Source organism: Saccharothrix luteola, assembly GCF_020859565.1.
Lineage (GTDB): Bacteria > Actinomycetota > Actinomycetes > Mycobacteriales > Pseudonocardiaceae > Actinosynnema > Actinosynnema luteola.
On record NZ_JAJHUO010000007.1, the window covers coordinates 280,378 to 294,660 of the forward strand.

A 14,283-nucleotide genomic window follows, 5' to 3' on the forward strand; every position below is an offset into this window, starting at 1 on the left:
TGTTGATCACGAGCGGGGCGTCACCCCTGGTGACGGACCTACCGGCCGACGGCGGCGTAGGCGCGGCCGACCGCGACCGCGCCGGCGCACAGTCCGATGAGGACGGCCGCCACCTGGCCCACGGCGGCGAACTCCGGCACGGCGCCGAACCACTCCGCGCCCGCCAACGGGTACGCGAGGAGCAGCGCCAACCACGGCACGCGCAGCACCACCGGCCCCAACACGGTGATGCCGCCGGCCGCGGCGCACGCCACGTAACCGGGACCGACGTCGACCACGTCGGTGAGATCGATCGGGTAGACACCCGAAGAGATGACGAACGCCGTCACGAACGTCGCGCCGACGTGTCCCGCGAGGACGACCGCCGCCGCGCGCCACGGCCCCGCCTCGCGTTCCAGCACGCCGAGGCAGACCGCCACGCCGACCAGGGCCAGCCCGGTGGCCACGAGGCCGTCGCCCGCGGGGTCGAGCACGAACGCGCTGCCCAGCAACGCGTTGACCGGGTGGTCGTCGAGGTTGGCCGCGTTCGTGCTCAGCGATTCCCGCACCTGCGCCGACATCCCGTCGGCGAACACGAACCGCGTCAGCAGCGCGAGCACCGCCACGGCCGACAGGTAGCCGGCCGTGACGGGGTGGCGGCGGAAGCGTTCACGCACCCGGCCATGATCGGGCCGGTGGTCTCAAGCGTCCACTTGAGACCTGTCACCCGACCAGAGGGTGTGGAAGCTGCCCTCGCGGTCGGTGCGGCGGTAGGTGTGCGCGCCGAAGAAGTCGCGCAGGCCCTGGATCAGCGACGCGGGCAGCCGCTCGGACCGCAGCCCGTCGTAGTACGCCAGCGCGGACACGAAGCCGGGCGCGGGCACGCCCGCGGTCACCGCCTTCACCACGACGCGCCGCCACGCCGCCTCGGCCGACTTGACCGCGTCGCGGAAGTAGTCGTCGACGAGCAGGGACGCCAGCTCCGGCGCCTTGTCGTAGGCCTCGCGGATGCGGTCGAGGAACCGGGCCCGGATGATGCAGCCGCCGCGCCAGATCGTGGCCATCGCGCCCAGGTCGAGGTCCCAGCCGTACTCGGCGCTCGCCGCGCGCATCTGGTCGAAGCCCTGCGCGTACGCCACGACCTTCGACGCGTACAGCGCCTGCCGCACGTCCTCGACCAGCGAGCCGTCCGCGTCGCCCGCGACCTCGGCGGGCCCGAACGCCGACCGCACGGCCTGCCGCTGACCCGCCCGCCCGGACAGCGACCTCGCGAACACCGCCTCCGCGATGCCGGTCACCGGCACGCCCAGCTCCAGCGCCTCCTGCACGGTCCAGCGGCCGGTGCCCTTCTGCTCGGCCTCGTCCGCGATCACGTCCACCAGGGCGGCGCCGGTCTCGACGTCCACGTGGCCGAGCACCTCGGCGGTGATCTCCACCAGGTAGGACTCCAGGTCACCGGTGTTCCAGCCGCGGAACACCTCGGCGACCTCGGCGGGCGCCATGCCGCCGACCCGGTGCAGCAGGTCGTAGGCCTCGGCGATGAGCTGCATGTCGGCGTACTCGATGCCGTTGTGCACCATCTTCACGAAGTGCCCGGCGCCGTCCGGCCCGACGTGCACGCAGCACGGCACGCCGTCGACCTTGGCCGCGATGTCCTCCAGCACCGACCCGAGGTGCTGGTAGGACTCCTTCGAACCGCCCGGCATGATCGACGGGCCGTTGAGCGCGCCTTCCTCGCCGCCGGAGATGCCCGCGCCGACGAAGTGCAGCCCGGCCTCCTTCAGCGCGGCCTCGCGGCGACGGGTGTCGGCGTAGTGGGCGTTGCCGCCGTCGATCACCATGTCGCCGGGCTCCAGCAGGGGCACGAGCTCGTCGATGACGGCGTCGGTGGGACCGCCCGCCTTGACCATGATGATGATCTGGCGGGGCGTCTGGAGGCTCGCGACGAGCTCTTCCAGCGTCTCGGCGGGCACGAAGTCGCCCTCGTGGCCGTGGTCGGCGATCAGCGCTTTGGTGCGGGCGTGGCTGCGGTTGTGCACGGCGACGCGGTAGCCGTGCCGGGCGAGGTTGCGCGCCAGGTTGCTGCCCATGACGGCGAGCCCGGTGACGGCGATCCGCGCGGGTGCCTCGGAGGTGGTCATCTGCACAGCCTGCCGAAATCCTCGCCCGCGCGCACCTGTGTGGCACCCCTCAACGCCCACTGCGCCGTACGCGGCCGGCCGCGCTGTAACATCGTGAAACGCCAGTGGAACAGGGGGACGGGGATGGCCAGGGCGACGGTGCGGGACGTGGCGCGGGCGACCGGGCTTTCCATCGCCACGGTGTCGCGCGTACTCAACGGTCAGACCAACGTCGCCGAGCACACCCGCGAGCTGGTGCTGCGCGCCGTGGCCGGGTTGGGCGCGGAGGCGCCGCGGGCACGGGGCGCGAAGCCGACCGGCCCCATCTACGTGCGCTGCCCGTACCTGCTCACCGACTACTTCGGGCTGATCGTCTCCAGCGTCGCCGAGACGGTGGCCCTGCACCACCGCCAGGTCGTGCTCAGCGCGGGCGTGTCGGCGCAGCGGGAGTCCGCGCTGCCCGGTCTGGCGGCCCGCGCGGACGTGGGCGGCGCGATCCTGATCCTGCCGCCGGAGCCGGCCGAGGAGCTGGTCCGGCTGCGGGACCGCCGGTTCCCGTTCGTGGTGGTCGACCCGCGCACCGAGCTGCCGCGCGACGTGGCGTCGGTGTCGGCGGCGCACTTCTCGGGCGCGCGGCGGCTGATGGCGCACCTGGTGGAGCTGGGCCACCGGCGGATCGGGATCATCGGCGGCCCCGGCGACTGGCTGGCCAGCGACGGCAGGCTCGCCGGGTACGCGGCGGCGTTGTCCGACGTCGGCGTGCTGCCGTCGGCGGAGCTGCTGCGGCACGTGGACGAGCCGACCGAGGAGAACGGCTTCCTGGTCGCCCGCGACCTGCTCGGCCTCGCGGACCGGCCGACGGCGCTGGTCGCGTTCAACGACAAGATGGCCGTCGGCGCGCTGCGGGCGGCCCGCGAGCAAGGTCTCGACGTGCCGCGCGACGTGTCCGTCGCCGGCTTCGACGACCTCGACCTCAGCCGTGCCACCCGGCCGGAGCTGACCACCGTGCGGCAGCCGTTGCAGGAAATGGGCCGACTGGCCGTGACCCTGCTGATGCGGCTGCTCGACCGGCACGAGCTGGAGGCGCTGCACGTCGAACTGGCCACGGAACTCGTGGTCAGGGCGTCCACCGGGCCCGCGCCGCGCCGCTGACGGCCGGCGCCCTTCACGGTATTTACCGGTATCCACCGGCTGTCACCGCACGACCTTGACACCGGTTCGGCAGCATTGTTTCCTTTCACCTGCGGACAAGTTCCACAAATGTTCCAGTTTGTTACAGAGTGCCGACCCCTGCCCACAACGTCGTGAAAGGAGTCCGTGGTGCCCTCTTCCCACCGTCGGGCTTTCGTCAGCGCCGGCATAGCCGTGATCACCGTCGCAGCCGCCCTCGCCGCCTCGCAGCCGGCCTCGGCCGCGGGCGAGACCGTGAACGTGCACCTGACCACCACCTCCGACAGCGGCGGCCGGGTCGTCACCCGCGGCCTGGCCCAGCAGCCGTCCATCGCGTTCGGCACCAACGGCGGCAGTGCGACCCACACCATCACCGTCGACGAGGGCACGACCTACCAGCAGTTCGAGGGCGGCGGCGCCTCGATCACCGACACCACCGCCTACCTGCTGCGCGGCGGTCCCGTCTCCGCCGCGACGCGGGACGCGGTGATGCGCAAGCTGTTCCACCCGGTCGACGGCATCGGCCTGTCGTTCGTGCGCAACCCGATCGGCGCGTCGGACCTGTCCCGGCCGGGCCACGTCTCGCTCGACGACACGTGCTGCGACCTCAACGACTGGGGCGCCAACGGCTACGACACGAACGTGCGGCTGCTGACCCAGCAGGCCAAGCAGCTCAACCCGCAACTGCGGGTCAAGGGCGTGCCGTGGAGCGCGCCGGGCTGGATGAAGGACAACGGCCGCATGGACCAGATGGGCTGGCTCAAGTGGGAGTACGCGCCGATGTACGCGCAGTACTTCGTGAAGTACGTGCAGAGCTATCAGGCGGCGGGCATCCCGGTCGACTACGTGTCCGTGCAGAACGAGCCGAACTGCTGCCAGGCGTCCAACCCGACCGCGATGAACTACCCCGGCATGAGCTGGAACCCGGCGGGCCTGGTCGAGTTCACCAAGAACAACCTCTACCCGGCGTTCCGCGCGGCGGGCATCAGCACCAAGGTGCTGGTGCACGACTGGAACTACGGCGACTACGCCAACTTCGGCTCCGGCGTGCTGAACGACGCGGGCGTGCGCAACGACCCGCTGTTCGGCGGCATCGCGTGGCACGGCTACTTCGGCGACCCGGCGGTCGGCACGCAGGTCCGCAACCAGTACCCGAACGTGAAGCAGTTCAGCACCGAGCACTCCGGCGGCACGTGGATCTCGAACCAGCACAACGAGGACATGGCCGACATCGTCAACTACGCCCGTAACCACAGCTCCAGCCTGGTGAAGTGGAGCCTCGCGCTCAACCAGAACATGGGGCCGCACAACGGCGGCTGCGGCACGTGCACCGGCCTGATCACCGTGCAGGAGGGCGGGTCGCGGGCCGGTCAGGTCGACTACACCGTCGAGTACTACACGACCGGTCACCTGACGAAGTTCGTCAAGCCGGGCGCGCACCGGATCGACTCGACCGCGAACGGCACGGTGCAGAACGTGGCCTACCGCAACCCGGACGGCTCCAAGGCCCTGATCGCGCACAACGGCGGCACCTCGTCCCAGTCGATCCGGGTGAACTGGGGCAACCAGTCGTTCACCTACACCCTGCCCGCCCGCACCTCGGCGACGTTCACCTGGCAGGGCACGCCCGGCAACGGCGGAGGCACGGGCGGCGCGATCACCGGCCTGGGCGGCAAGTGCGTCGACGTGGCGGGCGCGAGCAGCGCGGACGGCGCGGCCGTGCAGCTGTACACGTGCAACGGCACGGCGGCGCAGCAGTGGTCGCGGCCCGGTGACGGCACGCTGCGCGCGCTCGGCAAGTGCCTGGACATCAAGGACCGCGGCACGGCCGACGGCGCGCAGTTGCAGCTGTGGAGCTGCGCGGGCGGCGCGAACCAGCAGTGGACCTACACGTCGGGCCGCGACCTGGTGAACCCGGCGACCGGCAAGTGCGTGGACGTCACCGGCAACACCAGCGCCGACGCCACCAGGCTCCAGATCTGGACGTGCACCGGCGCGGCCAACCAGAAGTGGACCATCGCCTGACCGCTGTCGTTCGATCGCTGCGGGATCCCGCTCCACCGGGACGGGCCACCGCTGACAGCCGGCCGCGACGGCGCGAGAGTCGGGGGAATGACCCGATTACTCGTGCTCGTCGCGGCCGTGTTCGCGGCCTGCCTGACCGCGCCGACGGCGCAGGCCTCGTGGACGCTGACCACCGCGCAGCGGCAGGCCTACCTGAACCACTACGCGCCCGTCATCCTCAAGCGGGGTGACGAGAACGACGGCAAGCAGGGCCGGGACTGGCTCGCGAACTTCGACTTCGACCGGGACGGCGCCTTCGCCACCAACCGCGCGAACTGGAAGCTCGGCCCCCGGTACGTCGCCGGGACCGCGGGGTACGAGCGGTGGCGGATCCGGCCCACCCTCTACACCGCGCTGCTGGAGTTCACCGAGAACGGCAGCAAGTCCTTGGTGCTGCTGTACCACGTCTACAACGCGGCCGACAAGGACGGCGACGAGATCCACGACTGGGAGCGGGTGGAGATCGTGGTGCGCGGGGTGACCGGCACGCCGGGCGGCGCGGGCGAGTCGTTCGGCAACGCCACCGTGACGCACCACAAGGACCACGTCATGCGGCGGTCCTACGACCCGGACGTGAACTTCCTCCACACCTCGACCGGCAGGCACCTGCTGCTGTGGCAGGCCGACGAGAGCGACTTCGACCTGCCCGACGCCGGGCCGCACGCGCACGAGCTGCGGTTCGTCACCGACACCTGGGCCCACGTCTCGAGCCGGATGGCGGCGGCCGGGACCGCCGAGGTGCGCATCTCCGGCGCGGACGACCGGCGCAACGTGCACTACGCGTTCGTGCCGGAGGGGGCGGCGGGTGCGGTGGCGGCGTTCGGCGCGGTGCCGCTGACCTGGGCCAACGCGTCCGCGCAGGCCAGTCGGGTGGACAACGGCACCGAGGTGGCGTGGCCGAGGGTCAAGCGGTTGACCTACGAGCTGCAGGACCTGGCCGACATCGTGCCCACGCACTGGTCGCAGTCGGCGTGGCAGCGGCACTGGCTGGCCACCGACGTGGTGGACGTGCGGTTCGAGACGCCCGCCCTGGGCATCGGGACCGGCGTGCAGCGCTTCTACAACCAGTCCCGCGACGACGCCGCGTCGGACCTCACCGACGGGCGCGAGGGGTACCTGTCGAAGGCGTGGTTCTTCGGCGCGTACTCGGCCGAGCTGGACGAGGACACACCTTCCGGGTCCGACGACTTCGGCGGGTTCGCGGGCACCGGCCTGGACAGCTCGGGCCGCAGCCGCGGCGCGGTGAGCGGCGACCCGGCGTCGCACGGCGCGTACTGGCGGCAGCACGAGTACTTCGTGCACTCGGGCGGGATCGACGACAGCGCGAGCCGCGAGGTGGGCGTGTGGCTGCCGCCGGGCTGGCACCTGGCCGCGAGCGGCGGCTTCGACGGCCGGTGGCAGCCGCTGTTCGACGACCGGCCGACCGCCTGAGGGGTACCCGGCCCGCCGCTGCTCGACCAGCGGCGGGCCGGTACCGCGGAGCGCCCGCGCCGCACGACCGGCGGCGGGCGCTCGCCTAACCGGTGGCGCGATACGCCACGCCGGCCCGGTTCGGCGTCCCTCCCGGCACGTACAGCCCCGTGCCCGGTTTGTCGGCGGGGAGCGCGAACCACGCGTAGCGCTCCAGGTAGGGCAGGCCTTCGAGCATCCGGGACGACGCGCCGGCGAAGTCGGCCAGCTGCCGCTCGTCCGGGTAGCGCACGCCGCCGCCGGAGAAGTCCACCAGCGAGTACTCGGTCAGCCAGACGGGCAGGCCGTAGCGGGCGTGCACGGCGTCCAGGTAGTTCCTCAGGTGGCCGACGGCGGCCGGTCCGAAGTCCGAGCCGTACCAGTGCAGCGTGATGAAGTCGACCCTCAGCCCGCGCTGCCGTGCCCCGGCCAGGAACCGGTCGAGCCAGCCGCCCGCCTTGTCGGCGCTGTGCGCGACGGCCGGGCTGCCCAGGCGCATCCCGGTCGCCTGGAGCTGCGGCCACAGTTCCAGCGCCTGCTCCACGGTCATGTTCGACTGCTCCGCGAGGTCCGGCTCGTTGAAGCCGAGCAGGGTGGCGCCCTGGCCCTGCACCGCGGCCAGGTTCGCCGGGGTCACCGTCTTCGCGCCCCAGATCATCGGCACGTACTCGACGCCGGGCGGCGCCTGCACGTTCTCCCTGGTCGGGGCCCAGTTGTAGAACCAGCCCGCGCCCACGTCGGACAACGCCGCCGTGACGCCGTCGAAGTGCCAGGTGCTGACGCCCTTCTTGACGGACCTGGCGACCGGCTGCACGACCGGCGCCGGTTCGGTCGGTGCGGCCGGCGTTGTCGTGGTGGTGGTCGTGGTCGTAGTCGTCGTTGTGGTGGCCGGGACGGTCGAGGGCGCCCGGCTGGTGGTCGTCACCGCGACCGGGGCGGCCACCGGCGTCGGCGCCCGGTCGACGGGCAGCAGCACGACCGCGCCCGCCACCGCCGCGACAGCCACCGCCGCGATCAGCGGTTTGGTCGCCGCGTTCGCCCAGAAGCCCTTCTTCACCACCGCGATCACGGGCTCGGCGGCGGCCAGGTCGAACCCGACGGGCAGCGGCACGAGCGGGATCCTGGCCAGCAGGCCGTCCACCGCCGCCAGGTCGTCGAACCCGCGGGCGCAGCGGGCGCACTCGCGCGCGTGCCGCACGATCCGCTTGCGCCACAACGCGTTCGGCTGCCCGTCCCAGTCCGCGATCACCCCGGCCAGGTCACCGCAGCGCGGCAGGGCGAGCACCCGGACGACCACGCGCGCCCCGTCGAGCTGCGCCTTCATCCGCTGCACCCGCACCGCCGCGTGCTGCGGCGTGAGGCCGAGCGCCTCGGCGAGCTCGGCGCGGGTGATCCGGCCGACCTGCTCCATCCACCACAGCGACAGCAGCTCGCGCTCGTCGTCGCCGATCCACCGGGTGGCCGCGACGACCTCGCGGCGTTGGCCGGTGAGCTGCAGCCGGGTGATGGCCAGGTCGGCGAAGTCCGCGCCGGGGTCGGCGAGGTCGGCCGGCTCGGCGTCGGCGCGCGGCGGCCCGGTCCGGTGGTGGTCGCGCACCTGGTTCAGCGCGATGGCCAGCAGCCACGACCGGAACGCCTCGGGCTCGCGCAGCTTCGACAGCCCGTCCACCGCGCGGAGCATGGTCTCCTGCACCACGTCGTCGGTGTCCGGGTGGCCCGCCAGTGCGCGTCCCACCACGTTGTAGACCAGCGGCAGGTAGGCGGCCACCAGCGCGTCCAACGCGCCCGGCTCGCCCCGCTGCGCGGCCGTCACCGCCGCGGCGTCCCCTGGTGTGCGCATACCGTTCCTCTCGGCCGAGTCGGGCTTACCCCACCGGAGACTCCTCGGCCGCGACACGATAACGAGAATTACGCGGCGAGCACCGAAGCCGCCATGCCGATCAGGGCCGTGCCGCACAGCCGCTCGAACACCGGCCGCACCTTCGGCCGCGACAGCAGCGCCGCCAACCGGCCCGCCAAGGGCACAACCACCGCCCAGAAGCACGCGAACACGCCCACTGCGACCGCCGACAGCAGCGCGGCCTGCGGCAGCGGCGGCGACGCCGGGTCCATGGCCTGCGGCACGAGGCTGAGGAACGTCAGCATCACCTTCGGGTTGAGCAGGTCGCACAGCAGGCCGCGCAGGAACAGCGACCGGTCGGACTTCGGCGCCCGCCTGATCGGCCCGCCGCGCCGCGCCGCCAGCAACGTGGCGACGCCCAGGTGCACCAGGTACAGCGCGCCCACCGCCTTGACCGCCAGCAACGCCGCCGGCGCCGCCGCGACCAGCGCGGACAGCCCCACCGTGGCCAGCAGGGCGTGCACGAGCAACCCGGTCACCACGCCCGCCGCCGTCAGCGCCCCGTACCGCACGCCGCGCACGGCGTTGCCGGTGACCAGCACGAAGTCCGGGCCGGGCACGACGGTGATGACGACGAGGGCGAGCAGGAACGAGGTCCAGGCGATGTGCACGGCCGCATCCTGGGCGATCCGTTCGGGTGTATTCCACCCGACGGCTACAGTGTTCGGTTGTGAGCGAGACAGCCGAACTGGATTCGGTCGACTGGCTGATCCTGGAGGCGTTGCAGAACGACGCGACGCTGCCGAACCGGAGCCTGGCCGAGCAGGTCGGGATCGCGCCGTCGACCTGCCTGCACCGTGTGCGGCGGCTGCGCGACCTCGGGGTGATCACCGGGTTCCACGCCGTGGTCGACCCGCGGACCACCGGCCTGCCGCTGGAGGCCGTCGTCTCGGTCAACGTGCGACCGCACACCAGGCCGGTGGTGGCCGCGTTCCGGCGGTTCGTGATGGCGCAGCCGGAGACGCGGTCGTTGTTCCACGTCAGCGGCCAGGCGGACTTCCTCGTGCACATCGCGGTGGCCGACAGCACGCACCTGCAGGCGTTCCTGATGGACAAGATCGCCTCGCGCACGGAGGTGCGGAACCTGACCAGCTCGGTGGTGCTGGAACGGGTCGAGACGCGGGCGCTGACACCGCCCGACGATCAGCGGCCGACCCACCGCAGGCGACGCGTATAGATTGCCCGGGCATGGACCCTGACGAGTTCCGCCGGATCGGCCACGAGGTGATCGACTGGATCGCCGACTACCGCTCGCGCGTCGAGGACTTCCCGGTCTCCTCACCGGTCGAGCCCGGCTGGGTGCGTGGGCGGCTGGCCGGGCTGCCCGAGCGCGGCGAGGGTTTCGACGGGCTGCTCGCGGACCTCGACCGGGTCGTGCTGCCGGGGACGACGCACTGGCAGCACCCCGGGTTCTTCGCCTACTTCCCGTCGAACGCCTCGCTGCCGTCGGTGCTCGGCGACCTGCTGTCGTCGGGCCTGGGCGTGCAGGGCATGTTGTGGTCCACCTCCCCCGCCGCGACCGAGGTCGAGCAGCACCTGATGGACGAGCTGGTCGGGGCGCTCGGCCTGCCGTCGTCGTTCGTCGGCGGTGGGGTCATCCAGGACACCGCGTCGTCCGCGGCGCTGGTCGCGATGCTCGCCGCGCTGCACCGGGCGTCGGGCGGGGAGTGGCGGCAGTCCGGCGTGGACGGATCCGAGACCGTGTACGTGTCGTCGCAGACGCACTCGTCGCTGGAGCGGGCCGCCCGGATGGCGGGACTGGGCGGGCAGGCTGTGCGAGCGGTCGGGGTGGACTCCCGGCTGGCCATGCGGGTGGATGACCTGGCCTCGCTCGTCCGATCCGATGTGGACGCGGGCCGGCGGCCGGTGCTGGTGTGCGCGACCATCGGCACCACGGGCACCGGCGCGGTCGACCCGGTGCGCGAGATCGCCGCGGTGTGCGCCGAGCACGGGATCTGGCTGCACGTGGACGCGGCGTGGGCGGGCGCGGCGGCGTTGTGCCCGGAGTTCCGGCACCTGTTCGACGGCGTGGACCTGGCCGACTCGTTCACCGCGAACGCGCACAAGTGGATGCTGACCGCGTTCGACCTGTCCCTGTTCTGGACCGCGCACCCGGACGTGCTGGTGGACGCCCTCGCGATCCTCCCGGAGTACCTGCGCAACACCGCGACCGACTCGGGCGCGGTCGTGGACTACCGCGACTGGCAGGTCCCCCTGGGCCGCCGCTTCCGGGCCCTGAAGCTGTGGTCGGTGCTGCGGTGGTACGGCCTGGAGGGCATCCGCGACCACCTGCGCGGCCACGTCGAGCTGGCCGCCCTGCTCGAATCGTGGGTGGACGCGTCCGACGACTGGGACCTCGTCGTCCCCCGCTCCCTGTCCCTGGTCACCCTCGCGCACCGCTCCGGCGACGACGCCACCCGTGCCGCGATGGACCGCGTCAACGCCACCGGCGACGCCTTCATCACCCACACCGTGGTCGACGGCCGCTTCGCCATCCGCGTGGCGATCGGCGCGGAAGCGACCAAGGAACACCACGTGCGGGCGCTCTGGGACGCCCTGCGGATCAGGGGTTGATCAGCGTTGTCAGGTCCACGGTGATCGGGAAAGGCTCGGGAACCTCGATCTTGCCGCTCCCCTGTGCGATCTGCTTGTACCCGCCGGCGACCAGGCTGAACGCGATGAGCGTGGCCGGCTCGTCCAGCTCCACCACCCAGTAGTGCGGGATTCCCACCTTGGCGTACTCGATCGGCTTGAACACGCGGTCTGTCCGACCGGTTCCCGGCGACACGATCTCCACTGCCAAGTGCAGGTCATCGGGGTTGAACCGGCTCGGGTGCTCCCAGTAGCGCTCGGCAGGCACCACTACGACGTCGGGTGCGCGCAATGAGAGCGGAGGCCCCGGGTCGATCACGACGTCGACGTCCTGGACCGCCACCACCCCGGCGGGCAGTTGCTCTTTGAGGCAGCTCCGGAGGTTCGCCACCGCCACTTGGTGCTTCGGTGCCAGCCTTGGCGCCACCAGCAAGACTCCTTCGACCAGCTCGAAGTGGCGCGACTTGTCCTCTGGAAGCGCGTCCCACTCCTCAAGCGTGAGCAAGTGGTCAGGCCAGGGCAACGTGCTCATCGCGGCCACCTCTCTTGCTCCGTTGATCGCGCAGCGTAGCCGGTCGATTACAGGACCCGGAGCAGGCCCTCCTGGACCACGGTAGCCACCAAGTGGCCGTCCTGGCTGTAGAAACGGCCCGTCGCGAGGCCCCGAGCGCCGGAAGCCGAAGGTGAGGCGCAGTCGTAGAGGAACCACTCGTCGGCGCGGAACCGGCGGTGGAACCACATGGCGTGGTCCAGGCTCGCGCCCAGCACCTTGTCGGTTCCCCAGTACACGCCGTGCCTGACCAGCACCGAGTCGAGCAACGTCATGTCCGACGCGTACGCCAGCACGCACACGTGCAGCAGGTCGTCGTCCGGCAGCTCGCCGTCCGCCCTCATCCACACCTGGCTGCGCGCCTCGCCCGGCCCGTCCTCCCGCGCCCGCCACGGCGGCTCGGTCACGTACCGGATGTCGATAGGCCTCGGCAGCCGCGCCATGCCGACCTTCTCCAGGTACCCGGCCGCCGACTCGGCGTAGGTGGGCAGCGAGGACGGCGCCGGCACCGCCGGCATGGGCTCCTGGTGGTCGAGACCCGGCTCGTCCAGCTGGAACGACGCCGACAGCGCGAAGATCGCCTTGCCGTGCTGGACCGCGACCACGCGCCGGGTGGTGAACGAGCGCCCGTCGCGGATCCGGTCGACCTCGTACACGATCGGCACGGTCGGGTCGCCGCCGCGGATGAAGTACGAGTGCAGCGAGTGCACCCGGCGCTCACGGGGCACGGTGCGGCCGGCGGCTACCAGGGCCTGGCCGGCGACCTGCCCGCCGAACACCCGGACGGGCGACTCGGCGGGTGACACACCGCGGAAGATGTTCTCCTCGACGCGCTCCAGGTCGAGCAGCGCGACGAGTCGGTCGAGCACGGGCTGCCCGTGGGGCACGCCGTCGGCGTCCAGTGGAACGTCCGAGAACTCGGCGGTCGCCGCGGCACGGGCAGCCTCGGTCACGTCATCTCCTAAGCGTGGTCGTCCTCCCCCAGGCGGTGCACCCGGATGAGGTTCGTCGAGCCGATGGTGCCAGGCGGCGAGCCTGCCACGACCACGACGAGGTCGCCCGGCTGGTACCGGCCGATGTCGATCATCGACAGGTCCACCTGGCGGACCATCTCGTCCGTCGAGTCCACCTTAGGCACCAGGAACGTCTCGGTGCCCCAGGTGAGAGAAAGCTGACTGCGCACGCTGGGCTCCGGCGTGAACGCCAGCAGCGGCAGCGGGGTGTGCAGGCGGGCGAGCCGCCGCACGGTGTCGCCGGACTGGGTGAACGCGACCAGCGCCTTCGCGTTCAGCCGCTCGCCGATGTCACGCGCCGCGTAGGAGATCACGCCGCGCTTGGTGCGCGGGACGTGCGTCAGCGGCGGGACCACGGTGGACTCGGTCTCGACGGCCACGATGATGCGGCTCATGGTCTTGACCGACTCGATGGCGTAACGGCCGACCGAGGTCTCGCCGGACAGCATCAGCGCGTCGGCGCCGTCGAGCACGGCGTTCGCGACGTCCGAGGTCTCGGCGCGGGTCGGCCGGGAGTTCGTGATCATCGAGTCGAGCATCTGGGTGGCCACGATGACCGGCTTGGCGTTCTCGCGGGCGATCTGGATGGCCCGCTTCTGCACCAGCGGCACGTGCTCCAGCGGCAGCTCCACGCCCAGGTCGCCGCGGGCGACCATGACGCCGTCGAAGGCGAGCACGATCGCTTCGAGGTTGTCGACCGCCTCCGGCTTCTCGATCTTGGCGATCACCGGCTTGCGGCCGTGGCCCACGCGGTCCATCACCTGGTGGACCAGGTCGATGTCCGCGGGCGAGCGCACGAACGACAGGGCGATGAAGTCCACGCCCAGGTTGAGGGCGAACTCCAGGTCCTCGATGTCCTTCTCGGACAGCGCGGGCACGGACACGTCCATGCCGGGCAGCGAGAGGCCCTTGTTGTTGCTGACGGGGCCGCCCTCGGTGACCTCGCAGACCACGTCCGGCCCGTCGACCTCGGTGACGGTCAGGCCCACCTTGCCGTCGTCCACCAGCAGCCGGTCGCCCGCCTTGGCGTCCTGCGCCAGCTGCTTGTAGGTGGTGGAGACGCGGTCGTGGGTGCCCTCGACGTCCTCGACGGTCACCCGGACGATGTCACCGGTGCGCCACTCGACTGGGCCGTGGGCGAACCGGCCGAGGCGGATCTTGGGGCCCTGCAGGTCGGCCAGGATGCCGACCGCGCGGCCCGACGCTTCGGCCGCGTTGCGGACGAGGTCGTAGACCTGCTTGTGGTCGGCATGGCTGCCGTGGCTGAAGTTCATCCGGGCAACGTCCATACCGGCCGCCACCAGCTCGTTGACCTTGTCCTCGGTCGCGGTGGCAGGACCCATCGTACAGACGATCTTCGCGCGTCGACTCACGTCTAGTCAGAGTAGTCCCTGTCACTGGACCGATCAGGATGTACCGGGAAGTAATCTCCGCGAAACAGGCAGA

The 14,283-nt window shown here is 71.7% G+C and carries 12 protein-coding genes; 5 read left to right on the forward strand and 7 right to left on the reverse strand.

The genetic code is table 11. The annotated features are described in order from the left end of the window. Nucleotides 1–38 precede the first annotated feature (38 nt). Both LNK82_RS12535 and gnd read right to left on the reverse strand, forming a co-directional pair. Entirely contained in the window at nucleotides 39–656 is a 618-nt protein-coding gene (locus LNK82_RS12535) for a rhomboid-like protein (RefSeq protein ID WP_230567120.1), read from the reverse strand. A gap of 24 nt (nucleotides 657–680) precedes the next feature. Further along, on the reverse strand, nucleotides 681–2,120 hold the full coding sequence (gnd, locus tag LNK82_RS12540) for an NADP-dependent phosphogluconate dehydrogenase (RefSeq protein ID WP_230567121.1): 1,440 nt from the start codon (nucleotides 2,118–2,120) through the stop codon (nucleotides 681–683). A 123-nt stretch (nucleotides 2,121–2,243) separates the two neighbouring features. Here gnd and LNK82_RS12545 point away from each other — a divergent pair, with 123 nt between their 5' ends. From LNK82_RS12545 to LNK82_RS12555, 3 genes are all read left to right on the forward strand, one after another. Then, nucleotides 2,244–3,251, forward strand: coding sequence for a LacI family DNA-binding transcriptional regulator (locus tag LNK82_RS12545; RefSeq protein WP_230567122.1), 1,008 nt, complete (start codon nucleotides 2,244–2,246; stop codon nucleotides 3,249–3,251). A gap of 168 nt (nucleotides 3,252–3,419) precedes the next feature. Further along, complete coding sequence (locus LNK82_RS12550) at nucleotides 3,420–5,294, forward strand: ricin-type beta-trefoil lectin domain protein (protein ID WP_230567123.1); 1,875 nt, start codon at nucleotides 3,420–3,422, stop codon at nucleotides 5,292–5,294. Nucleotides 5,295–5,381: 87 nt separating this feature from the next. Beyond that, a complete protein-coding gene (locus LNK82_RS12555) occupies nucleotides 5,382–6,764 on the forward strand; it encodes a hypothetical protein (RefSeq protein WP_230567124.1) in 1,383 nt (460 codons plus the stop codon). 85 nt (nucleotides 6,765–6,849) lie between these two features. On the opposite strand, the gene LNK82_RS12560 is transcribed toward LNK82_RS12555, so the two are convergent. Together LNK82_RS12560 and LNK82_RS12565 are read right to left on the reverse strand one after the other, a co-directional pair. Beyond that, nucleotides 6,850–8,622, reverse strand: a complete 1,773-nt coding sequence (locus tag LNK82_RS12560) for a sigma-70 family RNA polymerase sigma factor (protein ID WP_230567125.1) — start codon at nucleotides 8,620–8,622, stop codon at nucleotides 6,850–6,852. A gap of 68 nt (nucleotides 8,623–8,690) precedes the next feature. Continuing rightward, complete coding sequence (locus LNK82_RS12565; protein ID WP_230567126.1) at nucleotides 8,691–9,293, reverse strand: LysE family translocator; 603 nt, start codon at nucleotides 9,291–9,293, stop codon at nucleotides 8,691–8,693. A gap of 59 nt (nucleotides 9,294–9,352) precedes the next feature. Between LNK82_RS12565 and LNK82_RS12570 the strand changes: the two genes are divergently transcribed. Then, a complete protein-coding gene (locus LNK82_RS12570) occupies nucleotides 9,353–9,859 on the forward strand; it encodes an Lrp/AsnC family transcriptional regulator (protein WP_230567127.1) in 507 nt (168 codons plus the stop codon). 11 nt (nucleotides 9,860–9,870) lie between these two features. Next, on the forward strand, nucleotides 9,871–11,256 hold the full coding sequence (locus LNK82_RS12575; RefSeq protein ID WP_230567128.1) for an aminotransferase class V-fold PLP-dependent enzyme: 1,386 nt from the start codon (nucleotides 9,871–9,873) through the stop codon (nucleotides 11,254–11,256). Here LNK82_RS12575 and LNK82_RS12580 read toward each other — a convergent pair. From LNK82_RS12580 to pyk, 3 genes are read right to left on the reverse strand one after another with little or no spacing between them, the layout of a single operon-like run. After that, nucleotides 11,246–11,806 (reverse strand): Uma2 family endonuclease, encoded by a 561-nt coding sequence (locus tag LNK82_RS12580; protein ID WP_230567129.1) that lies wholly within the window; start codon nucleotides 11,804–11,806, stop codon nucleotides 11,246–11,248. The genes LNK82_RS12575 and LNK82_RS12580 overlap by 11 nt on opposite strands. A gap of 47 nt (nucleotides 11,807–11,853) precedes the next feature. Next, complete coding sequence (gene tesB / locus LNK82_RS12585) at nucleotides 11,854–12,777, reverse strand: acyl-CoA thioesterase II (protein WP_372470472.1); 924 nt, start codon at nucleotides 12,775–12,777, stop codon at nucleotides 11,854–11,856. An 8-nt stretch (nucleotides 12,778–12,785) separates the two neighbouring features. After that, on the reverse strand, nucleotides 12,786–14,210 hold the full coding sequence (pyk, locus tag LNK82_RS12590) for a pyruvate kinase (RefSeq protein WP_230567130.1): 1,425 nt from the start codon (nucleotides 14,208–14,210) through the stop codon (nucleotides 12,786–12,788). Nucleotides 14,211–14,283: the final 73 nt, after the last annotated feature.